This window comes from Gloeomargarita sp. SKYB120, from assembly GCA_025062155.1.
Lineage (GTDB): Bacteria > Cyanobacteriota > Cyanobacteriia > Gloeomargaritales > Gloeomargaritaceae > Gloeomargarita.
The window spans coordinates 22,595-46,750 of record JANXAM010000005.1 but is presented as its reverse complement, the minus strand read 5'-3'; the positions used below and the strand labels follow the sequence as shown (position 1 = coordinate 46,750).

Annotated in this window: 29 protein-coding genes, 1 tRNA gene and 1 pseudogene; 12 read left to right on the top strand and 19 right to left on the bottom strand. The window is 59.7% G+C overall.

Going from position 1 to position 24,156, the window contains the following annotated elements; translation table 11 throughout:
- Window positions 1-10 precede the first annotated feature (10 nt).
- From cobK to NZ705_03475, 3 genes are read right to left on the bottom strand one after another with little or no spacing between them, the layout of a single operon-like run.
- Window positions 11-766 carry a precorrin-6A reductase gene (gene cobK / locus NZ705_03485; protein ID MCS7292022.1) on the bottom strand — a complete coding sequence of 252 codons (756 nt, stop codon included), beginning with the start codon at window positions 764-766 and terminating at the stop codon, window positions 11-13.
- Complete coding sequence (locus NZ705_03480; protein ID MCS7292021.1) at window positions 763-1,362, bottom strand: DUF4340 domain-containing protein; 600 nt, start codon at window positions 1,360-1,362, stop codon at window positions 763-765. The genes cobK and NZ705_03480 overlap by 4 nt, the downstream gene beginning before the upstream one ends.
- Entirely contained in the window at window positions 1,359-2,558 is a 1,200-nt protein-coding gene (locus NZ705_03475) for a M20 family metallopeptidase (GenBank protein ID MCS7292020.1), read from the bottom strand. The genes NZ705_03480 and NZ705_03475 overlap by 4 nt, the downstream gene beginning before the upstream one ends.
- Before the next feature lie 100 nt (window positions 2,559-2,658).
- Between NZ705_03475 and NZ705_03470 the strand changes: the two genes are divergently transcribed.
- The 6 genes from NZ705_03470 to NZ705_03445 all read left to right on the top strand — a co-directional run bounded on the left by NZ705_03470 (window position 2,659) and on the right by NZ705_03445 (window position 6,480).
- Window positions 2,659-2,874 (top strand): hypothetical protein, encoded by a 216-nt coding sequence (locus tag NZ705_03470; protein MCS7292019.1) that lies wholly within the window; start codon window positions 2,659-2,661, stop codon window positions 2,872-2,874.
- Window positions 2,871-3,125: a phosphoribosylformylglycinamidine synthase subunit PurS gene (purS, locus tag NZ705_03465; GenBank protein MCS7292018.1), complete on the top strand. Its 255-nt coding sequence runs from the start codon at window positions 2,871-2,873 to the stop codon at window positions 3,123-3,125. The genes NZ705_03470 and purS overlap by 4 nt, the downstream gene beginning before the upstream one ends.
- Window positions 3,122-3,808, top strand: a complete 687-nt coding sequence (gene purQ, locus NZ705_03460; protein MCS7292017.1) for a phosphoribosylformylglycinamidine synthase subunit PurQ — start codon at window positions 3,122-3,124, stop codon at window positions 3,806-3,808. The genes purS and purQ overlap by 4 nt, the downstream gene beginning before the upstream one ends.
- 3 nt (window positions 3,809-3,811) lie before the next feature.
- Complete coding sequence (locus tag NZ705_03455; GenBank protein ID MCS7292016.1) at window positions 3,812-4,528, top strand: pentapeptide repeat-containing protein; 717 nt, start codon at window positions 3,812-3,814, stop codon at window positions 4,526-4,528.
- Window positions 4,529-4,640: 112 nt separating this feature from the next.
- The gene (locus NZ705_03450; GenBank protein MCS7292015.1) at window positions 4,641-5,729 is read left to right on the top strand and encodes a pentapeptide repeat-containing protein; all 1,089 of its coding nucleotides are present in this window, start codon (window positions 4,641-4,643) and stop codon (window positions 5,727-5,729) included.
- 1 nt (window position 5,730) lies between these two features.
- Window positions 5,731-6,480 carry a photosystem II S4 domain protein gene (locus NZ705_03445; GenBank protein ID MCS7292014.1) on the top strand — a complete coding sequence of 250 codons (750 nt, stop codon included), beginning with the start codon at window positions 5,731-5,733 and terminating at the stop codon, window positions 6,478-6,480.
- An 18-nt stretch (window positions 6,481-6,498) separates the two neighbouring features.
- On the opposite strand, the gene NZ705_03440 is transcribed toward NZ705_03445, so the two are convergent.
- From NZ705_03440 to NZ705_03415, 6 genes are all read right to left on the bottom strand, one after another.
- Window positions 6,499-7,041: a rubrerythrin family protein gene (locus NZ705_03440; protein MCS7292013.1), complete on the bottom strand. Its 543-nt coding sequence runs from the start codon at window positions 7,039-7,041 to the stop codon at window positions 6,499-6,501.
- 153 nt (window positions 7,042-7,194) lie between these two features.
- Window positions 7,195-7,974, bottom strand: a complete 780-nt coding sequence (locus NZ705_03435) for a ZIP family metal transporter (protein MCS7292012.1) — start codon at window positions 7,972-7,974, stop codon at window positions 7,195-7,197.
- 1 nt (window position 7,975) lies between these two features.
- Window positions 7,976-9,217 carry an ABC transporter substrate-binding protein gene (locus tag NZ705_03430; protein ID MCS7292011.1) on the bottom strand — a complete coding sequence of 414 codons (1,242 nt, stop codon included), beginning with the start codon at window positions 9,215-9,217 and terminating at the stop codon, window positions 7,976-7,978.
- Entirely contained in the window at window positions 9,214-10,260 is a 1,047-nt protein-coding gene (locus tag NZ705_03425; GenBank protein MCS7292010.1) for a class I SAM-dependent methyltransferase, read from the bottom strand. The genes NZ705_03430 and NZ705_03425 overlap by 4 nt, the downstream gene beginning before the upstream one ends.
- Complete coding sequence (locus NZ705_03420) at window positions 10,257-11,090, bottom strand: Cof-type HAD-IIB family hydrolase (GenBank protein MCS7292009.1); 834 nt, start codon at window positions 11,088-11,090, stop codon at window positions 10,257-10,259. The genes NZ705_03425 and NZ705_03420 overlap by 4 nt, the downstream gene beginning before the upstream one ends.
- A 28-nt stretch (window positions 11,091-11,118) precedes the next feature.
- Complete coding sequence (locus NZ705_03415; protein ID MCS7292008.1) at window positions 11,119-12,357, bottom strand: DUF445 family protein; 1,239 nt, start codon at window positions 12,355-12,357, stop codon at window positions 11,119-11,121.
- Window positions 12,358-12,436: 79 nt separating this feature from the next.
- Between NZ705_03415 and NZ705_03410 the strand changes: the two genes are divergently transcribed.
- Together NZ705_03410 and NZ705_03405 are read left to right on the top strand one after the other, a co-directional pair.
- The gene (locus NZ705_03410; protein MCS7292007.1) at window positions 12,437-13,147 is read left to right on the top strand and encodes a phycocyanobilin:ferredoxin oxidoreductase; all 711 of its coding nucleotides are present in this window, start codon (window positions 12,437-12,439) and stop codon (window positions 13,145-13,147) included.
- Entirely contained in the window at window positions 13,144-13,770 is a 627-nt protein-coding gene (locus tag NZ705_03405; GenBank protein ID MCS7292006.1) for a J domain-containing protein, read from the top strand. Before NZ705_03410 ends, NZ705_03405 begins: the two co-directional genes overlap by 4 nt.
- Here the strand turns inward: NZ705_03405 and NZ705_03400 are convergent.
- The 9 genes from NZ705_03400 to NZ705_03360 all read right to left on the bottom strand — a co-directional run bounded on the left by NZ705_03400 (window position 13,767) and on the right by NZ705_03360 (window position 20,122).
- Entirely contained in the window at window positions 13,767-14,078 is a 312-nt protein-coding gene (locus NZ705_03400; protein ID MCS7292005.1) for a hypothetical protein, read from the bottom strand. The genes NZ705_03405 and NZ705_03400 overlap by 4 nt on opposite strands.
- 57 nt (window positions 14,079-14,135) lie before the next feature.
- Window positions 14,136-15,089 (bottom strand): 7,8-didemethyl-8-hydroxy-5-deazariboflavin synthase subunit CofG, encoded by a 954-nt coding sequence (gene cofG / locus NZ705_03395; protein MCS7292004.1) that lies wholly within the window; start codon window positions 15,087-15,089, stop codon window positions 14,136-14,138.
- A 7-nt stretch (window positions 15,090-15,096) separates the two neighbouring features.
- A complete protein-coding gene (gene psb27 / locus NZ705_03390; GenBank protein MCS7292003.1) occupies window positions 15,097-15,498 on the bottom strand; it encodes a photosystem II protein Psb27 in 402 nt (133 codons plus the stop codon).
- Between the two features lie 66 nt (window positions 15,499-15,564).
- Window positions 15,565-15,984, bottom strand: a complete 420-nt coding sequence (locus tag NZ705_03385) for a Spy/CpxP family protein refolding chaperone (GenBank protein ID MCS7292002.1) — start codon at window positions 15,982-15,984, stop codon at window positions 15,565-15,567.
- Between the two features lie 43 nt (window positions 15,985-16,027).
- Entirely contained in the window at window positions 16,028-17,002 is a 975-nt protein-coding gene (locus tag NZ705_03380) for a carbohydrate kinase (protein ID MCS7292001.1), read from the bottom strand.
- A gap of 1 nt (window position 17,003) precedes the next feature.
- Window positions 17,004-17,726 carry a TIGR03943 family protein gene (locus NZ705_03375; GenBank protein ID MCS7292000.1) on the bottom strand — a complete coding sequence of 241 codons (723 nt, stop codon included), beginning with the start codon at window positions 17,724-17,726 and terminating at the stop codon, window positions 17,004-17,006.
- On the bottom strand, window positions 17,726-18,730 hold the full coding sequence (locus NZ705_03370; protein MCS7291999.1) for a permease: 1,005 nt from the start codon (window positions 18,728-18,730) through the stop codon (window positions 17,726-17,728). Before NZ705_03370 ends, NZ705_03375 begins: the two co-directional genes overlap by 1 nt.
- Window positions 18,731-18,783: 53 nt before the next feature.
- A complete protein-coding gene (gene rodA, locus NZ705_03365) occupies window positions 18,784-20,016 on the bottom strand; it encodes a rod shape-determining protein RodA (GenBank protein MCS7291998.1) in 1,233 nt (410 codons plus the stop codon).
- A 19-nt stretch (window positions 20,017-20,035) separates the two neighbouring features.
- A tRNA-Ser gene (locus NZ705_03360) sits at window positions 20,036-20,122 on the bottom strand.
- 99 nt (window positions 20,123-20,221) lie between these two features.
- Here NZ705_03360 and atpD point away from each other — a divergent pair.
- Genes atpD through NZ705_03340 form a run of 4 tightly spaced genes read left to right on the top strand, consistent with a single transcriptional unit; the run spans window position 20,222 to window position 23,365 of the window.
- Entirely contained in the window at window positions 20,222-21,682 is a 1,461-nt protein-coding gene (gene atpD, locus NZ705_03355) for a F0F1 ATP synthase subunit beta (GenBank protein ID MCS7291997.1), read from the top strand.
- On the top strand, window positions 21,679-22,089 hold the full coding sequence (gene atpC, locus NZ705_03350; GenBank protein MCS7291996.1) for an ATP synthase F1 subunit epsilon: 411 nt from the start codon (window positions 21,679-21,681) through the stop codon (window positions 22,087-22,089). The genes atpD and atpC overlap by 4 nt, the downstream gene beginning before the upstream one ends.
- Entirely contained in the window at window positions 22,086-22,787 is a 702-nt protein-coding gene (locus NZ705_03345) for a hypothetical protein (protein MCS7291995.1), read from the top strand. The genes atpC and NZ705_03345 overlap by 4 nt, the downstream gene beginning before the upstream one ends.
- Window positions 22,784-23,365 (top strand): 5-formyltetrahydrofolate cyclo-ligase, encoded by a 582-nt coding sequence (locus NZ705_03340; protein MCS7291994.1) that lies wholly within the window; start codon window positions 22,784-22,786, stop codon window positions 23,363-23,365. Before NZ705_03345 ends, NZ705_03340 begins: the two co-directional genes overlap by 4 nt.
- A 16-nt stretch (window positions 23,366-23,381) precedes the next feature.
- On the opposite strand, the pseudogene NZ705_03335 reads toward NZ705_03340, so the two are convergent.
- Window positions 23,382-24,134 (bottom strand): annotated as a pseudogene (locus tag NZ705_03335) (methylenetetrahydrofolate reductase).
- Window positions 24,135-24,156: the final 22 nt, after the last annotated feature.

Below are 24,156 nucleotides of genomic sequence, written 5' to 3'. Positions count from 1 at the left end.
CAGGCTTTAGTCACCCAGGCGTCGTCTCCCCACGAGCAAACGCCAGCGCCACCGCCAGATCATCCGTCTGCTGGGGATACGACACTGCCGGACGCTGCAACAGATGCAAAACCACTCCCAACTCCTGAGCCACCTGGTGTTTGACCGCTTCCCCGCCTGGGGCGCCTGATGCTTTGGCAATCACCTGGGTAATCCCCCATTGTTGCCAGAGAGCACGCTCTAGCTCATAACTCACCGGTGGCCACAGCGCAATGATGTGCTGCGGTAAAAATCCTACCTCCAAAGCAGTTGTTAATGCTACAGGGTCCGGCAAAATCCGCACAAACCAACTGTGCTCGCCCCAGTAGGGTTTTAAGCGGGGCAATTGCCGATACCCTAACGTAACCAAAATGCGCTCGCGACCAAAGGAATAACGGCTGAATAACTCATCTAAATCCCGCCAGTAAAAGCAATGGGAGGAGCTGTCGGGCACCGGCGGACGTTCATAGCGCAAATAGGGCAAATGGTATTGCGCAGCACAGGCAATCGCTAGCTGAGAAATTTGAGCCGCATGGGGATGAGACATATCTAAAATACGGGTGATTTGGTAATCCCGCACAAATCCATGAATGTTTTCTGGCGTTAAATGGGTCACCAACACAGTTAAGTTGCCGTACAGGCGTTTGGCCCGCTCAGTGGTCACCGTAATCACGCAGAGCATATCCGCCCCCAACTGCGCCGCCAATTCTGCGCTCTCGCAAGTGCCACCGATCAACCACAGCGTCACGGTTTGGGACTTGGTTGAGCCTTCTTGGACTCTTCTTTTTTTGGCACCGCTAGCCATTCAGACAGAGAGCGGTCCACCGCATTGCGTAGGTCAATGGGCACCAAGGCCACCTGCAGCGTGGGCGCTTCCACCGGTGGGTCAATCTGGGCGTATAAGGCGACGCCTGTAAAATCAGGATTCCCCAGCACCAAGCGGTGTTGATTGCCGTTTTCCAACGTTACTTGGACCGTTGCTAGCGGTTTATCCAGCCCAAATTTCGCCTTTTCATGTGCGGCAATGGTGATGTCTTGGTCCTGCACCCGTTGCGCCGTGGTCATTTGCCCCAGGAGAAAGGCAATGGGCGCTTCATTGGCCGGTTTTTTTTGCGGTTTCACCATCTGCCATTCCCCCAGCTTCACCCGCTCAAATTGCAAGGTTTCGTTCCGCTTCTGGATGGTAATCGCTGTCACCTGTTTTTCTGTAAAGTTAAACAGCCGAGCCTGCCGGTTCAGCTGTTCCTGGCGCTGGGGTTTGCCCACGAACTCCCAGTAGGCAACGCTTCCCCCCAACGCAATGGCCAGGACCAGAACCACAACCGTACTCGTGGACAGTTTCATCGCTGGAGGTACTGCTCTAGACAGCGCACCAGCAATTCTACCCCTAAACTGAGCACACTTTCGTCGAAATCAAAGCGGGGATGGTGATGGGGAAAATCTAAACCCTTGGCGGGATTGGCCGACCCCAAGAAGAAATAACACCCCGGCACCTGCTGCAGGAAAAACGCCATGTCTTCACCTCCTAGCGTCTGACAATTGGGAACCACGCCCAGGGCCGGTTCCACCACTTGCTCCGCCACCGCCCGCACCAAGTCCGCCATCGCCGGGTCGTTGACCAAAGGGGGATAGAGATAGTCGTATTGCCAGGTGTACTGCGCGCCGTAGGCCGTGCAAATCCCCCGCACGATTGCCTCTAGCTTTTGGGGCAACACGGGCGCTAAATCCGGCTGAAAATAGCGCACCGTTCCTCCTAGGTACGCTTGGTCGGCAATCACGTTGCGCGCCGAACCTGCATGGAATTCCCCCACCGTCACCACCACCGGTTCCAGGGGATTGACCTGCCGCGCCACGACTGTTTGCAGCGCCACGACCACCTGAGCGCCGATCACCAGGGCGTCAATGGTCTGTTCAGGTTTCGCCCCGTGCCCACCGCGCCCTTGAATCCGGCAGGAGAAAAAGTCCGACGCCGCCATCAACGGCCCTGACCGCACGCCCACCGTTCCCGCCGGCAAGTCATTCCACAGGTGCAGCCCAAAAATCGCTTCGACCGGCGGGTTTTCCAGGACGCCGGCTTCAATCATGGGTTTGGCACCGCCAGGGCCTTCCTCCGCCGGTTGAAAGAGAAGCTTCACCGTGCCGCGCCAGTGATGGCGGTGTTGCGCTAAGTAGTAAGCCACCCCCAGCAGGATAGCGGTGTGCCCATCGTGCCCACAGGCGTGCATCACCCCATCAATTTCCGAGCAGTAGGGTACCTCGTTTAGTTCCTGGATCGGCAGGGCGTCCATATCCGCCCGCAATGCCAGCACCGGTCCCGGTCGCCCGCCCTCCAAAACCGCCATCACGCCCGTCTGAGCAATCCCCGTCTGGGGTTGGTACCCCCACTGGCGCAGAAGTTGCGTGACCCGCGCCGCCGTTTGCACTTCTTGAAATCCCAGTTCCGGTCGCCGGTGGATGGCCCGCCGCCATTCCACGAGCCAAGGTTGGAGCGCACGAATCTCGGGTCGAACGTTGGGGACTGAAGGGGCGACTGCCACCATAGCTCACGCAGGACGGGACAACGATTTCTATGGTAGAAGATGGGATAATCCGGGGTTAGCCCCAGGCCGGTAGAATGAAAGGGATGTTGTAGGGGATGTGATGACGCCCGAAACTCTAGCGCGGTACATGGAAGCTACAGGCCGCGTGGCCCAACCTTGGCTATTGATCCAGTTGCGGTTACTCAAACTGCAAGAGGAGCGGCCCCATTTGCCGCCGGAGGTGTACCTGCAACGCCTGCAGGACATTCACCAGGATTTAATGCAGTTGGGGGAATGGTGGGTCGGTCGGGAAGCGGAGGTCTTCGGCGACCCATGACCACCTACCGGGCCGAAATCCAAATTACCCTGAAACCCTCGGTGCTCGACCCTGCCGGTACCGCCGTCACCAAAGCGTTACAACAACACTACGAGGGTGTGCAGCAGGTGCGCATCGGCAAATTCATCGAATTAACCTTGACCGCCCCTGACCTGGAACAGGCCAAAACCCAGGTTGAACGGATGTGCCGCGAGGTGTTGGCCAACCCGGTGATGGAGACCTACCGGTTCACTGTGGAGGCAAAGGTGTGAAGTGGGGCATTGTCGTGTTTCCGGGGTCAAACTGCGACCGCGATATGGCCTGGGTCACGCAGCATCTGCTCGGTCAGCCCACGCGCTTTATCTGGCATGAGGAGACGGAGTTGGGAGATGTGGAGGTCGTGGTCCTGCCTGGCGGGTTCAGCTACGGGGACTACTTGCGTTGCGGCGCCCTGGCTCGGTTCTCGCCGGTGATGCCAGCGGTTCTCCGCCATGCGGAAGCGGGCGGCTGGGTGTTGGGCGTGTGCAATGGATTCCAAATCCTGACGGAGGTGGGTCTGTTGCCAGGGGCCCTGATGCGCAATCGGGATTTGCAGTTTATCTGCGACCGGGTGCCTGTGCGGGTGGAGCGGGTGGATTTGCCCTGGACGTGCCGCTACCAGCGCCACCAGGTGTTGACATTGCCGATTGCTCACGGCGAGGGGTGTTACTACGCGGAACCGGCGGTTCTACAGGATTTAGAACGGCATCAGCAGGTGGTATTTCGTTATCTACCTCCCAATCCCAACGGTTCAGTGGCCGACATCGCCGGCATTTGTAACCGTCGGGGGAACGTGCTGGGAATGATGCCCCACCCGGAGCGAGCCAGCGACGCCGACTTGGGGGCCACCGATGGGCTCGGACTGTTTCAGAGCCTGCTGGCGTGGTATGCTGGGGCTACCGGTCGGGGTCGTTGAGCCATGAATGCCGAGGAACTGCTGGAACGCTACCAAGCTGGAGAGCGCGAGTTTAGCGGCCTGGATTTGCAGGGGGCGGATTTGTACCGAGCCGCCCTCAACGGGGTGAACTTGAGCGAGGCCAATCTCGCCGGTGCCGATCTGAGCGGGGCGCGCTTGACCGGAGCTTATCTAGCTGGCGCGAATTTGACCCAGGCGAAACTCAAACAGGCGGTGTTGCGCGAGGCGGATTTGAGTGATTGCCGCTTGGTGGAGGCCAATCTGGCCCTGGCAAAGCTGGTAGGGGCGGTATTAGCGGGGGCGGACTTGACGCGGGCGGATCTCAGCGGCGCGAACCTAAGCCGGGCCGATTTGAGTGGGGCGTTGCTCCTCCATGCCGATTTAACCAACGTGGACCTGAGCGGGGCGTACCTCTACCAGTTGGACGCGCGGGGGGCCAATTTTTGGCAAGGAGACCTCTGCCGGGCGGTTCTGCGGGAAGCCAACCTGGCGGGAGCCAGCCTCCGGGAGGTGGACCTCTCGCGGGCGGTCCTGCGGGCGGCCAATCTTCAGGGCGCCAATTTGAAGGGGGCTAGTTTGAACGGGGCGATACTCCAGGGGGCCAACTTGCGGGAGGCCTACCTGCTCGAGGTGGATTGGCAACGGGCGATTCTCACAGATGTGGACCTGACCGGCGCGACCTTGCCCGATGGCCGGGTGATGGATGCCGCAGTGGGCTGAGAATCGTGCTAGCATTTGGCCGAGTGATTTCGCTCATTGGGACGGCCTGGGTGGTTGGGTTACGTTGAAGGATGGATCCCCATGCGCACAAACCTATGCTAGAGCTACCGGTATGACGACTCCGGAGTTAACGGACTGGTTACGGACCAGCCTCGCCCCGCTGGACTGTACGGGCCAGGGGGTTTTAGACAATGGACAGTTGCGCCTCCTGGTGGAGGGTGCAACGGTGCCGCCGGTGACCCAAACCATGACGTGCCTGCGGGAAAATTTGCCGCGCCTGCGGGAGATGGACATCCGTTCGTTGCTCGTGTTTGGCCGGGTTCGCGGCGAAGAGATCCCCCGCTGGGCCGAAACTTTGACCGTAACTCCAGCCATGCGGGGCCAATCGGTGCAGGAACGTCTCGCTCGGCTGCGGGAAACCCTGCAACAGCAATCCCAAATCGGCCAACGGGTCCGAGAACAGATAGATACCCTGCGTCCCCAGACGATTCCACCGCAACGTTTCCAGTCGCCAACCCAGACCGTTGCCACAGCGGAGATACGCCACCGCCTGCAGCAGGGGGAACGCAACTTTAGCCAGGCTAACCTGAGTGGTGTGGACTTGAGTGAGCTGAATTTACGGGAGACGTGTTTCCGGGGCGCCGATTTGTCCCAGGCGAACTTACAGGGCTGTGACCTGACGGATGCGGATTTGTCCCAGGCCAACTTGCGGGGGGCTAATTTAACAGGAACCCGCCTGGTGCGGGCCAATCTCAACCGGGCGATCCTGGCCAGCGAACCCCGCAGCATTACCAATCTCCGCCAAGCCGATGCCCGCCTGGCTCAATTTACCGAGGCGACCTTGAGCCGGGTCATGGCCACAGGAGCTAACTTTGCCGGAGCCGACTTGAGCCGGGCTGACTTGAGCCGAGCCGACCTGTCCCAAACCAACCTGACGGAGGCGAAGCTGGTGCAGGCCGACCTATCGCGGGCCAACCTAAGCGGCGCCTACCTCGCCGATGCAAACCTCTCCCAGGCCAACTTGACCGCCGCTGATTTGACCTGGAGCAACCTGCTGCGCACGAATCTGGAGCGGGCCGACCTATCCGAGGCCAGTCTCAACCACGCCCAGATGCAGGGAACCTATCTCCGGGACACGATTTTCAAGGGAACCATCATGCCCAATGGCGTGGTAACCTACGCCGCCCCGCCGTCGTCGTGAGATGGCTGCTCCCGACCTGCTAGCCCGTTTGGAGGACTGGATTGACCGCGCTGAACGCACCTGGCAAGTGGTGGTCAGCGATATGCTCAGCCCCCCCGATGTCCAGGTGGTAGAAGATTACTGCCGCCGCTTGAGTACAGTGCAGTGGGTCGCCTGGGGTGGGTATCCCCAAGCCGAGCGCGTGCGTGTCGCCCTAGCGCCGGCAGCGATGTCTCTGTCAACCGCAGATGTGCCCCTAGCGCTGCTGGGCATTCAGGGCAACTTTCTCTTTGACCCCGCCAGCCACCGCGATTTTCTTGGCGCCATCCTTGCCACCGGCATTGTGCGAGACAAGGTAGGCGACCTGTTGGTGCTAGGGGAACGAGGCGCTCAGGTCATCGTCGTACCGGAATTGGCCGATTTTCTCTGCGCCCATCTCACCCAGGTGCGCTCTGTCCCTGTGACCGTCAGCCGCCTGGACTGGTCGGAACTGCGGGTGCCCGAACCCCGCACCAAAGAATTAACCACCGTCGAGGCATCCCTGCGCCTGGATGCCCTAGCGTCCGCCGGTTTTGGGTTATCCCGTACCAAGATGGTGGCGTGGATCAAACAGGGGGAGGTGCGGGTCAACTGGCAAACCGTCACCCAACCCAGTCACCTGCTCAAAACTGGCGATGTGGTCGCTATCCGAGGGAAAGGGCGGCTGATTGTCGGAGCGATTGCCCTCACCAAGAAGGACCGCTACCGAGTGACCTTGACCCGCTTGACCTGACCAAAAACCCCCAGGAATCTAGACGTGGGCCGGCAAGGACTCTAGCGCCCGCCGCACCCAAGCTGCGTGCCGGGTTTCCGAGCGGACGATTTCTTCAAACACCCGCGCCACTTCTTCTTTGCCTTGCCTGCGGGCCAGTTCCACAAACGCCGGATAGGTCTTTTCGCTCTCGATGGTTTCCACCTCCAGAGCTGTTTCCAGCGCTCGCCGCAGCCCCCGCGGGTCCTTGGCCACCACTTCCATCTGGGCTTGGATTTGCGCCACCAGCCGCTTAGCCTCCAGTGTTTGCGGGCTGTCCTTCACCTCCAGGTCCTTGTACAGCCGGCGCACCAGTTCCGCGTGTTCTCCCTCCTCGCGGGCAATTGCATCAAACATGGCCCCAATTTCCGGGTGACCGGCCTGGCGGGCAATTTCCGCAAACGTGGGGTACATACACTCGTGCTCGTACATCTCCACTTCCACGGTCGAGGCGGCGTTCAAGTCCGTTTCATCGTGGTACACCGCTTCCTGGAAGAACCGGTCAATCCCCATGAAATCCTCTTGGAAATGGCTCAGACTCATGTTCAGCTCCTACATCACGATGGACTACAGGTTGCCATCAGCATTATGACCGATACCGGCGCGAAAATCCGTTTCATTTTATTGCAACCAATCCTGCAATTTTTTACAAAAACCTTGACAGTAACCGGCTCGAAAATTATGTAGTACGGGGGGTCACGCCAAGGCCACATCCAGCACCAGCATCACCACAAACCCCAGCATGACGCCTGCAGTCCCCTGTCGTTCTAAGCCGCGCCGGTGCGACTCTGGGATAATTTCGTCGCTGATTACAAACAACATTGCGCCTGCGGCCAGCGCCATACCCCAGGGGAGAATTTGCCGGCTGAGGCTGACGAGCGCTGCGCCCACCAAACCGCCAACCGGTTCTACCAATCCCGTCAACAGGGCAATTCCCACCGCAAACCAGCGCCCGTATCCCAATCCCCGCAGCGATGTCGCCACTATCAAACCCTCCGGGATATTTTGCAGGGCAATCCCCACGGTTAACGCCAGGGGATTTCCCACCTCCACATCGCCGAACCCGACCCCCACCGCCAGCCCCTCGGGAAAGTTGTGCAGGGTAATCGCTAGGACAAACAGCCAGATGCGTTTCAGATGACCAGCCCGGCCTCCTTCTAGCCCCTTGAAAAAGTGCTCATGGGGAAAAAAGTTATGGGCCAGTTCCAATAACACACCCCCCACCAAAATCCCGATGGCCATGCTCACCGCCGCCCAAGCCTGGGGATAGCCTAACTGCAAGGCCGCTTCAGTTCCGGGAATCACCAGCGAAAACGCCGTTGCCGCCAGCATCACCCCGCCCCCAAATCCCAAAAGCAGGGCCTGGAGACCGACGGTGAGCGCGATAGGGAGCAACACGGGTAAGGCCCCTAGGCCACTTCCTAAACCAGCCACCAGGCTGGCAAAGGTCCCTAGGGCAACAGGATGCTCCGTCACCTCAGGACCCCCCTGGACAGAAACGGACGTAGCGCTCCAAGGCCACCTCCGGCGCCTGCCCCAACAATGTCGCTTCAATCGCCCGCCCTAGGCAGTTCGACACGCGGTTGTAATTCGGACCGTTGGGACGGGAATAGGCAAACGGCATCTGGTCTAGGAACACTTGCAGCAGGGGATGGTTTGTTAAAAAGGCCTGATACGTGGGGTCCCGTCGCGCCGATTGGGTCACTGGTAACGCCCCCGTCTGCACCGCCCAGGCCACCTGAAATTCATCACTCAAAATATAGTCCAAAAACTGCAGCGCCGCCCGTTGGCGAAGGGGATCGGTGCGCATAACAAACACATTTGCCCCGCCAACAATGGTGGCTGGACGTTCTGCTTGGGGAATCGGCATCACGGCAAATGGCACGCCCGTCTGCGTGAGATACCCCAGCGTCCACGGCCCGGTAATCTGCATCGCCACCCGTCCCTGGATAAACCACTCCTGCTCGTACCCCCGCTCCGGTGCCGATAGCACTGCGACACCCCTTTGCAGCAACTCTTGCCAGAAACGCAACGCCTTGAGACTCGCCGTGGTCAGCAGCGGCATTCTTTGGTTCGCCACCTCTCCCCCAGCGCTAAACCAAAAGGGCAACCAGGAAAAGACCGTCCATTCCCCTTTCCCCAAGGGCAACAGCAACCCATACTGGTCCAGCCGGCCATCCCCATCCCGGTCTTGCGTCAATTTCTGTGCGACCTGCGCCAATTCCTCCCAGGTGCGGGGCAAGGTTTTAATTCCAGCTTCAGCGAACAAATCCGGGCGATAAAAAATCCCCAAATTGCTCGTAGTAAACGGAACTGACCACAATTCGCCTTCAAATTCCATGCCTGGGATCAGCGCTGGGTCAAGGTTGTCCAAATACCCCCCATCTTGCAACCAATCGGTCAGGGGAATCACACCCTGTAAATCTACCAAACGTCCCGTCAATAAACTGTCAAACCAGAGCAAATCGGGCGGGCTATTGCCAACAATGGCCGTCAGAATTTTGGGAAATTGCTGGTCAGCTTGGCCAATGTAGATGGGCTGGATTTTTATGTCCGTATGACGGGCATTAAAGTCGGTGACCAACTGCTCAAAAACCACCCGGTTAGCTGGTGGGTTAATGCCATGCCATAACGTCAAAACCAATGGCCCTGGTGTCTCTGTCCGTTGACATCCCAGCAGTAAAAACAGTAAGAGTAACCCGATAACTAACTGTTTCATTTCTGCGCCGCCACACAGGCAATGACGGGGTAATCCGGGTGATGTTGGTCCAGTTCGGCAACGGTTAATTCCTCAGCGGCAACACCCAAAAAGGTCGCCACAACTGTTAACGTGTTGCCGTAGGTGTATAGCTCGCAGCGAGAGTAATGCCGGAACAAATAGCGCAAACCATCCGGCAACAACCGCCAGTAATCCGCCGGTCGGTCATGCAATCGTTGCGCCGTAGGAACCAGCGCGAGACACCAGCCGCCCGGTTTTAACCAGGTATGGATATTGGCAATGACCCGCGCTGGGTCGTAACAATGCTCCAAAACATTAAAGATTAAAACCACATCCCAGAAATTAGCAGTCGTGGCTTGCGGGTCGTGGGCATCGGCAACCACATCCACCCCAGCGCCCGCCGTCAAATTCATGCAGCAGTAAACCGTCATCTGTTGGCGGTCAAACGGGTAAAATTCCCAATCTTTTGCGACGCCGCCAATCTCTAAAACGTTACCCCTCACTCTCTCTTTCACCTGCTGTAGAAATTGCTTTTGATAATAACGGTCAATGGGCGTCCCACGGGAAAATCCCGTAATCGCACAAATCGGCGTCCAACGGCGTATATCTCCCCAGGCCACTTGTCCCACTGCCGGTACAATCAACCCCTGCATCACCAGCTCTTGAAACAACTGTTCAAATTCTGCAAACGCCAGTGCTGGATAAGGGGCAAATAGGGGAACTTCCTGGGTTAAATTGGCCTGCTGCTCCGGTTCCAAATAACTGGCGAACCCCTGGGCCAAATAGACCACCTCCCCCTGCATCATTTTGAGCAACAACGGCTCACCGAATTGCGACAGGTTCATCTTGGGGGATTGGGTTTGGCGCGCGCGATATATCTCGTAGGCAGACGCGGGTGTTTGCGGCTGCAAAAAACACTCCAGAATGGCCCATTGGGCGGGTAATGGCAAATCCATTGGTTCCCGCTGGCTCCACCCAAAGACCGCCTGCGTTTTCTGGCCCGTTCGTTGCAGAAAGGCACTGGTGCAATAGGTGCGATTCATCCCGGCAAAACCCAGGTTTCAATAGCGGCCACCACTCCGTCTTCTTCCACGCTGGGAGCCACCCAATCCGCCTGTCTCTGTACATCCAATGGCGCATTGCCCATGGCAATTCCCACCCCCGCATACTGCAACATTTCCAGGTCGTTGTAATTGTCGCCAATTGCCACCACTTGCTCGCGCGTCAGACCTAACAATTCCTCCGCCAGATACTGCACCGCCACACCCTTGTTCACCTGGGGATTGGCCGCTTCAAAATAAATGGGCGCTGAGCGCGTTAAATACAATTCATCCCGGCGATACCGTTTCTGTAGGGTGTGGAGCAGCGCTTCAATCACCTGCGGATTTTCACTGACCGCCAAAACTTTCGTTGGGGCTACCTTGACCGCTGCGACCACCTCGCGCAAATCTTCGACCAAAATGGGTTCGATTAAGGTGCGCTTGGCGTATTGATCTGTATCGGGACGCATCTCCTGCACATAAAGCTGGTCATTGAGATAGAAATGAATGGACAAATGGGGTCGTAAATCGGCTTGTTCAAAGTAGTCCAGCAACTCCAAGGCTCGCTGGGGGTCAATCGGCCAGTGGCGATGCTGATAACCGGTGTGGGGGTCCTGAATCCAAGCGCCCTGATAACTCAACAGCGGTAACGTCAACCCCAGCTCCTGATGAAACCGTAATGCTGACCGGTACATCCGACCTGTCGCAATCGCCACTTTGATTCCCCGCTCGCGGACTTGTTGAATCGCAGCTTTAACGGCTGGCGTAATGCAGTTGTCTTCACCCACGATGGTACCGTCTAAATCCAGCACCAGCAGGCGGACGTCCGGCATGGTAAAGAAACGTAAAGGGCCACTGTCACTATACCAGGTTTGCTTGCCACCAGAGCAACAGGGATTGCCCTAGTCCCACCAGGAAACCCAGGATGCCCCCTAGATTCACAATCGCCTGTAATTCACTGCGCACAATCCCCTGAATCCCTGCTTCTAGATCGGCAGGCGATGTGGCATTAACCCGGTCAATAATGGCCTGGTCAATATCCAAGATGGGAATTACCCGGGCAATCAATTGCTCCAGGTCTTTTTCGAGATAGCGTTCGATAATTAGGGCGAGTTCTTCGCTGATCAAACTCAGGGACGTATTCATCACCGGTGAATTGCGCAGGCGGGTGAGAATTAAATGGGCAATTTCATCCCAATTCAGCGAGTTGCTCAGGTTTTGAATGAGCAGGGGGCCGTCGGTTTGCAGGTATTCGCGCACCAGCTCCCGCAGTTGTTTACGCAGGCGATGCACCGTGACCACCGGCAAGTTTTGGAGCGACAATTCCTGGAATAATTCGGTCAAGCGGTGGCGCAACTGGAGCGAGTTCATCAGCTTGGCCAAGCGTTGGTTGGCAACCTCCGGTTCTTCGATACAAAATTGGCGCAGCCGCAGCAACCCATTGCGCACCCCGAATAAATTAGCCACGACCCAGTACGTCCCTGTGGTTTGTTCCCGCAAATCCTGGTCAATCACGTCAATCGCTTCATCGGTTAGAAAATCCACCAGGGTTTGGCGCAGGAAATCAGGCGTTAAAACCGTTTCGAGTAACCAATCGGCTAGCTGTTCAGCTTGGGCAGGCGACAGGCGAAATTCCAGCAAAAACCGATCAAAAATCTGGTTCACCTGTTCGGCTAAAAAATCTTCCTGGCGGGCCAAGATGCGCACCAAGCGGGGCAGGGATTGACCGAGAAAATCGTGCAAAATGCCAGCGAGAATTTTGGCGGTGCGGGCTTTGTAGGCGTCCAGTTTGACCTGGTTGAGCGCTGTTTGCAATAGCCAATAAATGGCGGCCTGGGTGCGCTCGAGTTGCAATAACCGGCGGGCAATCTTTTGTAATTCTTCTGGGGTGAGCAAGGAGCTAGTAATGGTATCGGCGATGCGACCGGCCAAACGACTCTGGTTGCTGGGGATCAAGCCCGGGGTAAAGGGCACCCGATAGCGACCAATGTACCAGGCGCGGTAGGGTCGAAACAGCATGCGAATAGCGATGTCGTTGGTGAAATAGCCGATGACCGCGCCCAGAACCGGCGGTAAGACGTAGGTAAGAGAAAGCGCCACAGCTCCAACCGCGTTTTCTTTCGATCATAAACGGTGGGACCGGCTGGCTATGCTAGAGAGTGGAGCGTTGCACGCTGGGGTGATTCTGCATCCGTTGATTGAGCGACTGACGCAGGTGATTCGCCAGGGTTGGCAGACCTATTTGCCCCTGGAACCGTACCCACTGCCGTCGGATTTGGGCTACGTAGAGGGGCAGTTGGAGGGGGAACGGCTGCAAATCCGCAACATCTGCTACCAAAGCACCCACTTTCGCAAGTTGCATCTGGAATTGGCCCAGGTGGGGGGGAGTTTGGACATCCTGCACTGCGTGATGTTTCCCCGACCCTGCTACGACCTGCCGATATTTGGGGCTGATATCGTGGCGGGACGGGGCCAGGTGAGCGCGGCAATTGTGGATTTGTCGCCCACGCGGATTGACCACTCCTTACCGGCAGCGTATGTGGATTACCTCTCCACCCACACCCCAGGTGACTTTGAACAACCCCGTCCTTTGCCGCCTTGGGGGGATATTTTCTCGGAATTTTGCCTGTTCATTCGGCCCGTGAACGAAGCGGAGCAACAGCGTTTCGTGGATTACGTTGTCCGTATCCTCGAGTTTCATTGTCAGCAGGCGCAGACGGCGACGCCCTTATCCCCCCCTTTGCAACAGCAGCACCATTCGCAGCAGAGCTACTACTGTCGGCAACAGCAGCAAAACGACAAAACGCGGCGGGTGCTGGAACGGGCCTTCGGCAGCGATTGGACCGAACGCTATATGAGTACAGTGTTGTTTGATTTGCCCTACGCATGAGAGACCACTACCGCACGCTGGGTTTGCGACCCGATGCCACGCCCGCTCAAGTCAAGGCCGCCTACCGCCGGTTGGTCAAACTCTGCCATCCCGACACCAACCCCAACGGCCACGAACAGATGATCGCTTTGAACCTCGCCTACGAGGTGTTGAGCGACCCCGAACAACGCCGGGCCTACGACCAGCAGTACCAGCAGCAAACGGTTTCCCAAACCCCTGAACCAAGTCCGCCGCCGCACGGGTGGTGGCAACAGGTGTTTCAACCCGTGGACCAGCGAGTGTGCCGCATTTTGACCAGTCGCCACCGGCAACTGGAACGCCTGGCCGCCGACCCCTTTGACGAGACCTGCATGGCGGCATTCCACCGCTACCTGCGGGCCTGTCGCCGCACCCTGCACGAAGCGGAAACCCTGTTTCGCAGCCAGGCCAACCCACCGGTACTGGCCGGAGTCGCCAGCAGCCTGTATCACTGCTTGAACCACTTGCAGGACGCGCTGGAGGAACTGCACTGGTTTACCCAGAGCTATAGCGAACACTACCTCCAGACCAGCGAAGCCCTGTTCCAGCGAGCCGGTGAACAGCGTCAACAGGCTTGGCAAGCCGCGCGACGGGCGGGTTTTTAGTTCATGTCGGTCAGGTCACTGTTGGGAGCTGGGCCGTCAATCCGCTCCAGTTGCCAAAGGATTTGATTGCCTTCCCGCCGCACCCGCGAGACGATCCAGTTGCGCCAGGCCCAGGTTTCCCCGCGACTGGTAACGGCACTGGCGTTTACATCCATCAACGCCGCCAGTTCGGAACTGGTAATGAAATATCCCTGCTTGGCCACAATATCTGCTGTGCGCAAGGTCTCCAGTAAGAGACGCAGTTGGCTAATGCGACTTTCCCGCGAAAGGGTTTCGTTGTCATGGGTATTGAGCAGCGTTTCCGACATAAAAGACCTACCCCGCTGGGGAACCACGACCAACCAAGCTGTGGAACGGTTAAACACCTAATACCTTACACCAAATTGAGGGGATTGGCTAGAACGGGGCCAAACGCGTTGAGAATGCAACCATTTGGGATAAATCGGCAAGCGGGGTTGCAAGCGATAACCGTGCGGGGCCAACAGGGTCTCCAGCGTCGCCAAGGACGGGTAGGCGTAATCCGGGTTGACCTCGTCGCGCGGCCCGAGACCCCCCAAATCCCGCGCACCGGCGGCTAAACAGTCAAGCAGTACAGCGGGTTGGGTAATCAAATTCGGCGGGACCTGGATGGTAATGTCGTCGGGCAAAATCTCCCGCGCCAAGGCTACCACGGCTGGCAACCGCGCCAAGGGAAAATCCGGGAGCGGTGTGGGCTGGCGACTGCCCCGCCGGTAAGGTTGCAAGATGACCTCCTGGATATGGCCCCAGCGCCGGTGTACGTCGGCAATGGCCTGCAACGTCGCCTCCCAATCCTGGGGCGTTTCCCCGATGCCCAGCAGCAGGCCGGTGGTGAAGGGAATCCCCAGGCGTCCCGCTTGCTCCAGTTGCGCCAAGCGTAGAGCGGGGTCCTTACTAGGGGCGTGACGATGCACCGCCAAGTCCGCCCGCAGTTGCTCCAGCATCAACCCCATCGAAACATTCACCGCCTGCAAGCGGCGCATTTCGGGTTCACTCAGCGGACCACAGTTGGTATGGGGCCAAAAGCCATGCTCCCAAGCCAGTTTCGCCAGTTGGTACAGATGCTCCACCCAGCGCGTGCGTTCGGGACTGCGCGGATGGACTTCACCACTCAACAGCAAAATTTCGGTCACCTCGGGGTGATGGCGCCGGAGATGGTCCAACCGCTGGCGAGCCTGGTCGAGACTGAGCCAAGTTCCGGTTCCAGGTGCGACCCGAAAGTTGCAATAGGTGCAGGCATTGAAACATTCGTAGGTGGGCACCAGGGTCACTGCCGGGCTGTAGGTGATGACTGTCGCCATCGGGATGTCAGTTGCCCCGTTTCAAAGCCAGTTCCACCTGGTCGAGCTGCTCGTTGATGCGGTTTTTCAGTTTCTCCGGCAAGGGCCGCCCAGGATAGGAGCTGTAGTGGCCCGCCAGGGAATTCAGCACGGTCCGCAGGGTCGTGAAGGACAACAGGCTAGAGACGCGACTGTCGCGGCGATAATGGGCGGCAAAGTCGTTGATCCGCTGGCGGGTTTCGCTCTGGATGGCGGCCTTGTTGGGGTCATCTTCGGAAAGGGCAACAGCGCGGCGGAGTGTTTGCACCAGTTGCAGCGTGTCCTGGACATAATCGCCCGATAGGGTCCCCATCGCACCGCTGCATCCGGTCAGTAGCAAGCTCACCACCAGTACCAAACCAACCACGATTGCTCCCAGTCGCTTTCGCACCCTACGTTCCTCCACGCCCGTATTTCTCTATATTGTGGCACTGGTGGGGTGCCGAAGCAATCCGCATTACATCGGTTTGGGAACACGCCGCTGCTGTTGCCGCCGTGCCTCCAGTCGCTGGCGTTGTTCCGGGGTGAGGATGGCTTCGATTTGCTGGCGGGTGTTGGCGCGAATTTGGCGAATTTGGGCTTTCTGGGCCTCGGTCAACTGGAGACGGCGCAGGATCTGGCGCCGCTCGGCTGGGGTCTGGGCTTGACGCAACTGCTGGCGCTGCGCTGGCGTGAGTACTTGCTGCATCTGTTGCCGCGCGTTGGCCCGAATTTGCTGGATCCGCTGCAGTTGCTCTGGGGTGAGTTGGAGTTCTGACCAGAACCCCCGCCGCTTGGAGGCCTGGGCAAGTTCGCTGACCCCTGTAAATTCAACTGCCAAGACTGGCATGGCCGACAGAACGCCTAACAAAACCGGTAATACAACAAAGAAACGCATCCGTGGTGACTCCCCTGAACCGTATCTACTCCGTTAGACGAGATCAGGCGCTGGTGGGTTCAGGGCGATGGGCGGCCAGGAATTGGGCAACTTCCAGAGACGTCGGCGCGCGGGTGATGGCGCCCGGTGCTGTCGTGGAAATGGCCGCCACGGCATTGGCCCAACGCAGGGCGGCCTGGAGACGCTCCCGGTCCTGGGTCAGGGCGGGTCCCTGGGTCACCCACTGGTGCAGCCAACCGGCCACAAAGGCATCGCCGGCGCCCGTTGTGTCCACCGCCGTCACCGGAAACGCCGGGGAATGCCCGCTGTGGGAGCCAACGCGGTATGCGCAGCCTTGGGCTCCCTGGGTCACCAGGACCACCGCCAAGTTGGGGCATTGCCGGTGGAGAACGTCGGGGTCGTCCGTGCCAAACAACCACTGGGCCTCGTCTGCCGTTAACTTCACGCCCTGGACCCGCTGCACCAGCGCTTGGGTGACCGACCGCGCCAACGCCTCGTCCGTCCACAGTGTCGGACGCCAGTTCACGTCCACCAGCGTCATGACCTCCTGCTGGGACGCCCAATCCACCAGGGCGAAAGCCGTTGCGCGGGACTGGGGAAAAGCCAGCACCACCCCTTCAATGTAGAGACAGGCGGGCCGCCAGGGCGGTGGTTGAAACGCGATAAAGGCGTCGGCAAAGGCAGGGCAATCGGCAGGACGAAAGCCCGCAAATTCCCGCTCCCCATCCTGGCGGCGCAGTACCTCCACCAGACGAGTGGGGTAGGGCAACCGCTGCAGGTAATCCGTACAGACGTTGTAGGACTGGAGAACCTGGAGGACCTGGGTTCCCCACGGGTCCTGACCCACCGCGCTGACAAGGGCCGTGGGCACGCCCAGGCGCCCCAAGTGACAGGCCACGTTCAGCCCTGCTCCGCCGGGGTAGGGCGTCCAGGAAACCACCTGCTCCCGCGGCACCCCCAACTGGTCTGCCAGCAAGTCCCACAGCGCAAACCCATAGCCCAGCACGGCAAAGCCCATCTCAGTACAGGTAGGGGTTGGCAGGACGGGGAATCGGCGTGAGGGTTTCGGCCCGCAGCACTAACCGGCGTTGGCCCTGGATATGCCCAGTCGTCATCCGCCCTTCGACGCGCAACCAGGTGTCTGCCGGGTAGGTCTTGCCTGCACTGGGCACCTCCACCGGCAAACCCACCGGGTAGGCATCCGCCGCGCAACAGGTGACCACAAACCGGGCCAGCAGAAACTGGCGGGCTGGGCTGCCGGGGGGACGCACTACAAACCCCTCCACCCGCGCTTTTTGGCCCTGGTAGGCATCGGGTTCGGGATAGACCTGGAGCAAACGCACCCAGTCCACGAGCGAGCGGTCCTCGGGACGTTGGCGCAGGCGAAACCGTTGGGGCATCGGGCGGGTCAAGGTCAGCAGGTCACCTCTAGCGATGGCCACCTGGCTATTAAAGGGCTGGGGCGTGACCAGCAGCCCCACCATCGCCGTGCTCATCAACAAAAAGCGGCTCCAGGGGCGGGGAAGCAGCCCGCCGCTTTCGGGCACCAACTGCCGCAAACGTCCTCGCTCGCGCCACTGCTGCCAGCCTTGCCAGCCCGTTAGTCCCAGCAACAGCAGCCCCGCGCTCACCGTTAAGGGGAAATAGTTGGGGTGGATCAGCACCGCCAATTGCCCCGTCAGCCAGTACTTGACCAGCAGCGCGCCCCATAGCCCAAGCGCCAGCAAATCCCAACCGTTCATCACAGGTACAGGTTCATCGCCAGGGTCAGCACAAACGTCAGGGACGCCGCCAGCAGAAATAGGTACAGCACGGCGCGGGGGCGAAAGACGGTCAACAGCAAACTCACCCCCTTCAAATCCACCATCGGCCCAAACACCAGAAACGCCAGCAGCGCACCAGCGGTAAAACTCCCCGCAAACGACAGGGCAAAAAACGCATCCACCGTCGAGCAGATGGACACCACCGTGCCCAGTGCCAGCATCGCCAGCACCGAGGTCGCTGGGCCTTGTCCCAAGCTCAAGATCAGCTCGCGCGGGGCCAACACCTGAATCGCCGCCGCAACCGCCGTGCCCAGGATCAACACGGCTCCTAACTCCCGCAATTCCGTCAGAGCGTTCACCCACACCAAGCGCCAGCGCCCCCGCCAGGACAACAACCGCAACGCACTCCAACCGCTGCTATCTAGGGGAATCGGCTGACGCCCCGCCACCGCCCAGAAATGACCAGTCGGCACACTTACCAGCGCCAGTTCCCGCTGCGGTCGCTGCGACATCGGCACGGGCATGGCCTGGGCCACCGCCGGTTGCAGAAACGGGCGCAAATCCCGCTGCACCGAAAATACCCAGCCTACCACCACCGCCACCACCAGCGTTAAAACCAGGCGTCCTACCACCATCAGAGGTTGGTCCCGAAACGCGACCCAGGTGGACCAGAGCACGATGGGGTTAATCGTCGGCGCGCCCAGCAGAAACCCCACCGCCACGGACGCGGGTAGTCCTTGAGTCAACAGTCGCCGCGCCACCGGGACATTCCCGCACTCGCACACCGGGAGCAGGCAACCCAACAGCGCGCCCGCCACCGCGCCCGCTAGGGGATGCCGAGGCAACAACCGCACCACCTTTTCCGGTTCCACCCATCCCAGCAATAGACTGGAAAACAGAACGCCTAACAACAAAAACGGCAAAGCCTCTACCAGCAGGCTGAAAAACAAGGTCAATCCCTGTTGCCACGCTGCCATACTCATCCGCTGCGAGCGCTCCCGTCGCCGTCTCTAGTTATTAAATCATCAATCGGCGGTCAGTAAAGGGATTGGCGGCGGTGATTGGCCACCGATTGCACCAGCCCCAGGGCGATCAAATTTGCCAGCATCGCCGAGCGGCCATAGCTCAAAAACGGCAACGGAATCCCCGTGATCGGCGCCAGACCCACCGTCATGCCGATATTGATCACCGCCTGGAACATCCACATGCTCAGCACGCCGATGGCAATCAGCGAGCCAAACCCATCGCGGGCGCTCCGGGCGATCAGCACCAGCCGCAACGCCACCAACCAAAACAAAAACACCACGAGCATGGACCCCACAAACCCCAGCTCCTCGCCAATGACCGAGAAGATAAAGTCCGTGTTCTGCTCCGGGATAAAACTCAACTGGGTTTGTGTTCCCTGAAATAACCCTTGGCCCCACAGGCCGCCCGACCCGATGGCGATGCGGGATTGGATCAGGTGATAGCCACCGCCAAGGGGGTCCTTATCGGGGTCCAGGAACAGAATCAGCCGGTCGCGCTGGTAGTCCTTCAACAGTCCCCAGAAAAATTGCCCTAGGCGGCCTGATAGCAAATTCACCACCAGCGCGGTCAACGCACCCCAACGCGGCCAGGGCAACGCCCACCATCCCACGAGGGTCATGGCGGCGACCCACAGGCCCCAGGCCGGCAGCGACAGGAATAGCAAGATAGCTGACACCAAGGGCGACAGCAGCAACCCAATCCAAGCCAGGGGAATGTTGGCCCAGTAGAGCATCCCCAGGGTGATCGCCGCAAAAATCAAGGCTGTCCCCAGGTTGGGCTGGATGAACACCAGCACCCCAGGGGGAAGGACCACAGCCGCCGCTTGCAGGATTGTCCACAGGGCCGGCGCCCGCGAGTGCTCCAAAAGGGCTGCTAGCGTCACAATCACCGCCACCTTGGCAAATTCCGAGGGCTGGAGGTGGAATCCCCCAATGGCGATCCAGCGTTCTGCTCCCAGCGCCGAGGTGCCCACCATCATCACGGCCACCAGCAGGGCATTTGCCAAGGCGTAGGTGACCCAATGCCACCGCCGCAGGGTTTCGTAGGGCCAGCGGGCCAGCCCCAGCGCGATGACCGACCCCAGCAGGACAATCAGGGTCTGTTGCCACCAGTCGTTGGCCTTGCTGGTCAAGCCAGTGCTGAAAATGGCCGTCACGCCGATTACGGTCAAGCCCAGCACAGCTCCCCACAGGGTCCGGTCCGTGTCCTGCCAGGGCCGCCACCAGGTGGAACGGTAGGTCATTGATTGGCCTTAACTCTCACGGAGAGGGAGGGATTCGAACCCTCGATGGCGTTGCCGCCATAACGGATTTCGAGTCCGCCGCATTCAACCACTCTGCCACCTCTCCAAACCAAGCATGATCTATTATGGCCGCTTCGGTCAGGGAGACAGGCTTGGTGGTACGCTAGAAGGGAGTAAGGCTTGCGCACACTGGGGACAAACGCTCATGGTTGCCACTGCAGAACAGGTCAACGTCGGTCGGATTGTGCAGGTGATTGGGCCAGTTGTGGACGTGGAATTTCCGCCGGGACGGTTGCCCAAGGTGTATAACGCCCTGCGGATTCGGGGGCGGAACCCGGCGGGCCAAGAGGTGGCCGTGACTTGCGAGGTGCAACAACTGCTGGGGGATAACATCGTCCGGTCGGTGGCCATGAGTTCGACAGACGGCCTGGTGCGAGGAATGGAGGTCATTGACACAGGTGCGCCCATCTGCGTGCCGGTGGGGGAAGTGACCTTGGGTCGGATTTTCAATGTGCTGGGGGAACCGGTGGATGAAAAGGGGGACGTGCCCCGCACCAAGGTGATGCCGATTCACCGGCCTGCTCCCAAGCTCACGGATTTAGAAATCAAACCCTCGATCCTAGAGACGGGGATCAAGGTGATTGACCTGCTGACACCCTATCGCCGCGGCGGTAAAATCGGCCTGTTCGGCGGCGCGGGGGTGGGCAAAACCGTCATCATGATGGAGCTGATCAACAACATCGCCATCCAGCACGGGGGCGTGTCGGTGTTTGGCGGCGTGGGCGAGCGTACCCGCGAGGGCAACGACCTCTACAACGAGATGATCGAATCGGGGGTGATCAACACCGAAGACCCGAGCAAGTCCAAGATTGCCCTGGTGTACGGTCAGATGAACGAACCGCCGGGGGCGCGGATGCGGGTCGGGCTGACGGCCCTGACGATGGCCGAGTACTTCCGGGATGTGAACAAGCAGGACGTGCTGCTATTTATTGACAACATCTTCCGGTTTGTGCAGGCGGGTTCGGAGGTGTCGGCGCTGCTGGGCCGGATGCCCTCGGCGGTGGGGTATCAACCGACCCTGGGGACGGACATGGGGGCGCTCCAGGAACGCATTACCTCCACGCGAGAAGGTTCGATCACCTCCATCCAGGCGGTGTACGTGCCGGCAGACGACCTGACAGACCCAGCACCAGCGACCACCTTTGCCCACCTGGACGGCACGACAGTGCTCTCGCGGGCGTTGGCCGCCAAGGGGATTTACCCGGCAGTGGACCCGCTGGAGTCCAGCTCCACCATGCTGCAGCCCCATATCGTCGGGGAGGAGCACTACACGGTGGCACGGCGGGTCAAGGCGACGCTCCAGCGCTACAAGGAGTTGCAGGACATCATTGCCATTCTGGGGTTGGATGAACTGTCAGAGGAGGACCGGCTGACGGTGGCGCGGGCGCGCAAGATCGAGCGGTTCCTGTCCCAGCCGTTTTTCGTGGCGGAGGTGTTTACCGGTTCCCCTGGCAAATACGTTAAATTAGAGGACACGATCAAGGGCTTCAAGATGATCCTGGATGGGGAGTTGGACGACCTGCCAGAGCAGGCGTTCTACATGGTGGGGGACATCAACGAGGCCAAGGCCAAGGCGGAAAAATTGCGGGCTGAGGGTAGAGCATGACCTTGACGGTGCGCGTGATTACGCCTGACCAGACCGTGTGGGACGGCCCAGCGCAGGAGGTCATTCTCCCGAGCATGTCGGGGCAGTTGGGCATCTTGACAGACCACATCCCCCTGTTGACGGCGCTGGACATCGGCGTGATGCAGATCAAAGCGGGCGGCACCTGGACCCCCCTGGTGGTGCTAGGCGGGTTTGCCGAAGTGGAAAATAACGAGGTGACGGTGCTGGTCAACGGGGCCGAACGGGGCGATAGTCTCAAGCTCGAGCAGGTCCAGCAGGAGTTAGCGGCGGCGGAAGCGGCCTACGAACAGGCAACTACCCGCAAGGACAAGCTCGACGCTACTCAGCAGCTCAAGCAGGCGAAGGCGCGGTTACAAGCGGTACGGATGGTGACGCCGGAGCGATGATTGCCGTTGCCAGTTACGTCCACCCGATTCCTCCTCCGACGGAACCCCTGCAGTACCGGGCGATTGGGGTGTTACGGGGACGCTACCAGCCGTCGGAGGAACAATTTACCAAGGGGCTGCTGGTGACCCACGACGGGGTGCAAGTGGACGCGGTGCTGCTGGGGCGGTTGATGAGCCTGGTGAAAAAGCGTCTGGATTTGTCTCGGGAACACCTGTGGGTGGTCTATCCCCGCACCCGCAAACAGTCCCAGGCCAAGCCAGAAACTCCCTTTCTCCCCTTGCACGTGCAGATCATGGGGGTGTGGGAACCCGAAGCGCTCCATCCTGAGGAGAATCTCGGGGCTGACACGGTGTGGGTGGAAGAGGATTACTTTTCGATTCGCGGCGAGGTGGTGCGCCAGAACCAGCAATTGGAGCGGGTGACGGTGCGAATTCGCCGGGCGCCCATGACCCTCACCGGTGCGGCAGAGACGTTCAAATTGGACCTGAAGGGGACATTGCCCCAACCCGGCAAGGGGATGTTTTGGGATTTGCAGGTGCAACGCCAGGGCACGGATCTGGTCATCCGCCAGGCCCACAAGGTGGCGGCTATCCTCCCCACCAAGAAGGCCAAGCGGTCGCGTCCCAAGTCGCGGCCTTCGCGCCCTGTACCGCCGAAAAAGTCGGCACCGCCAGTGGAACCCAAAAGTCAGGCTTGAAAAAGACGTTACGCGCGCAGTTTCGCCAGCAACGGGCTGAACTGTCGCCGGAGACCTGCCGGCAGCAGAGTCGGCAACTGCAGGCGTATTTGCAACGACATCCCTGGTGGCGGAGCGCTCAGCAGGTCTTTGGCTACGTGAGTTTGGCGGGGGAGCCAGATTTGCGCCCGCTCTGGGAACAGGCGCCCGTGTGGGGGTTACCACGTCGGGAAGGTGACCGGCTGGTCTGGCACCGCTGGCAACCTGGTTTGCCTTTGACGACGGGGTGGTTGCCGGAACCGTTTCCCGATGCGCCGCCGTTGACTCCCCAGCCAGGGGATTTGCTCCTGCTTCCGGCCTTGGCCTACGACCGCCAGGGCTATCGTTTGGGTTATGGGGGTGGCTATTTCGACCGATTGCTGGCTGAACCCCAGTGGCAGGGCGTCCATCGGGTGGGCGTGGTCTTCAGCGCATTTCTGGTGCCTGTGCTTCCGCGGGACCCCTGGGACCAACCGGTGCAGGCGGTGTGTACAGAGGCGGGTTGGTGGGCGATAGACCCGCGCGCGTCAGGATTTCAGGAATCAAGTCCTCCCGCTTGACCGCCATCAGATGCACCCCTTGACAGAGTTGCCGCGCCCACTGCACCTGTTCACTGGCAATGGCAATGCCCTCCTCAAGGGGATGGTCTGCCCGTTCCAGGCGTTGAATCAGGGCTTCGGGGATTTGCACCCCCGGCACGTACTTGTTGATGTAGCGGGCGTTTTTGGCGGACTTGAGCAGAAAAATCCCCGCTAGGATGGGACGGCCACACCCCTTGGCAATCTGGGTCATGAATTTTTCCAGACGGTCAAAGTCCACAATCATCTGGCTTTGAAAGAACTGAGCGCCCGCTTGCACCTTGCGCTCAAACCGGCGTTGCAATCCCGACCAACTGGGGCACTGGGGGTCCACCGCCGCGCCAGGAAACAGGCAGGTCGCCCCGTCCGGTAGCGGCTGGCCTTCGCTGTCCAATCCCTGGTTGAGCTTTTGAATCGTTTGCAACAGGCGCACGGACTCGTATTCGTACACGGGTTTGGCGGTGGGATGGTCGCCGGCGTGGACTGGGTCTCCCGTCAGCGCCAGCACGTTGCGGATTCCCAGCGCCGCAGCACCGAGTAGGTCCGCCTGGAGGGCGATGCGATTGCGGTCGCGGCAGGCCAGTTGGTAAATGGGTTCCAGGTGATGCTGGCGCAGGAGAGCCGCCGCCGCCAGGGAACTCATGCGCAACACCGCCCGGCTGCCGTCGGTAACGTTGATCCCATGCACCCAAGGCTGGAGCAAACGGGCCATGCGCAACAGGTGCTGGGGATTGCTGCCTTTGGGGGGCATCACCTCGGCGGTGATGAGAAAC

What these genes read in the sequence shown, in the direction of transcription:
- NZ705_03480 (MCS7292021.1), bottom strand. Translation starts at nt 1,362, where the DNA reads ATGAAACTGTCCACGAGTACGGTTGTGGTTCTGGTCCTGGCCATTGCG.
- NZ705_03475 (MCS7292020.1), bottom strand. Translation starts at nt 2,558, where the DNA reads ATGGTGGCAGTCGCCCCTTCAGTCCCCAACGTTCGACCCGAGATTCGT.
- NZ705_03470 (MCS7292019.1), top strand. Translation starts at nt 2,659, where the DNA reads ATGACGCCCGAAACTCTAGCGCGGTACATGGAAGCTACAGGCCGCGTG.
- purS (MCS7292018.1), top strand. Translation starts at nt 2,871, where the DNA reads ATGACCACCTACCGGGCCGAAATCCAAATTACCCTGAAACCCTCGGTG.
- NZ705_03455 (MCS7292016.1), top strand. Translation starts at nt 3,812, where the DNA reads ATGAATGCCGAGGAACTGCTGGAACGCTACCAAGCTGGAGAGCGCGAG.
- NZ705_03450 (MCS7292015.1), top strand. Translation starts at nt 4,641, where the DNA reads ATGACGACTCCGGAGTTAACGGACTGGTTACGGACCAGCCTCGCCCCG.
- NZ705_03445 (MCS7292014.1), top strand. Translation starts at nt 5,731, where the DNA reads ATGGCTGCTCCCGACCTGCTAGCCCGTTTGGAGGACTGGATTGACCGC.
- NZ705_03440 (MCS7292013.1), bottom strand. Translation starts at nt 7,041, where the DNA reads ATGAGTCTGAGCCATTTCCAAGAGGATTTCATGGGGATTGACCGGTTC.
- NZ705_03430 (MCS7292011.1), bottom strand. Translation starts at nt 9,217, where the DNA reads ATGAAACAGTTAGTTATCGGGTTACTCTTACTGTTTTTACTGCTGGGA.
- NZ705_03425 (MCS7292010.1), bottom strand. Translation starts at nt 10,260, where the DNA reads ATGAATCGCACCTATTGCACCAGTGCCTTTCTGCAACGAACGGGCCAG.
- NZ705_03420 (MCS7292009.1), bottom strand. Translation starts at nt 11,090, where the DNA reads ATGCCGGACGTCCGCCTGCTGGTGCTGGATTTAGACGGTACCATCGTG.
- NZ705_03405 (MCS7292006.1), top strand. Translation starts at nt 13,144, where the DNA reads ATGAGAGACCACTACCGCACGCTGGGTTTGCGACCCGATGCCACGCCC.
- NZ705_03400 (MCS7292005.1), bottom strand. Translation starts at nt 14,078, where the DNA reads ATGTCGGAAACGCTGCTCAATACCCATGACAACGAAACCCTTTCGCGG.
- cofG (MCS7292004.1), bottom strand. Translation starts at nt 15,089, where the DNA reads ATGGCGACAGTCATCACCTACAGCCCGGCAGTGACCCTGGTGCCCACC.
- NZ705_03385 (MCS7292002.1), bottom strand. Translation starts at nt 15,984, where the DNA reads ATGCGTTTCTTTGTTGTATTACCGGTTTTGTTAGGCGTTCTGTCGGCC.
- NZ705_03380 (MCS7292001.1), bottom strand. Translation starts at nt 17,002, where the DNA reads ATGGGCTTTGCCGTGCTGGGCTATGGGTTTGCGCTGTGGGACTTGCTG.
- NZ705_03375 (MCS7292000.1), bottom strand. Translation starts at nt 17,726, where the DNA reads ATGAACGGTTGGGATTTGCTGGCGCTTGGGCTATGGGGCGCGCTGCTG.
- NZ705_03370 (MCS7291999.1), bottom strand. Translation starts at nt 18,730, where the DNA reads ATGAGTATGGCAGCGTGGCAACAGGGATTGACCTTGTTTTTCAGCCTG.
- rodA (MCS7291998.1), bottom strand. Translation starts at nt 20,016, where the DNA reads ATGACCTACCGTTCCACCTGGTGGCGGCCCTGGCAGGACACGGACCGG.
- atpD (MCS7291997.1), top strand. Translation starts at nt 20,222, where the DNA reads ATGGTTGCCACTGCAGAACAGGTCAACGTCGGTCGGATTGTGCAGGTG.
- atpC (MCS7291996.1), top strand. Translation starts at nt 21,679, where the DNA reads ATGACCTTGACGGTGCGCGTGATTACGCCTGACCAGACCGTGTGGGAC.
- NZ705_03345 (MCS7291995.1), top strand. Translation starts at nt 22,086, where the DNA reads ATGATTGCCGTTGCCAGTTACGTCCACCCGATTCCTCCTCCGACGGAA.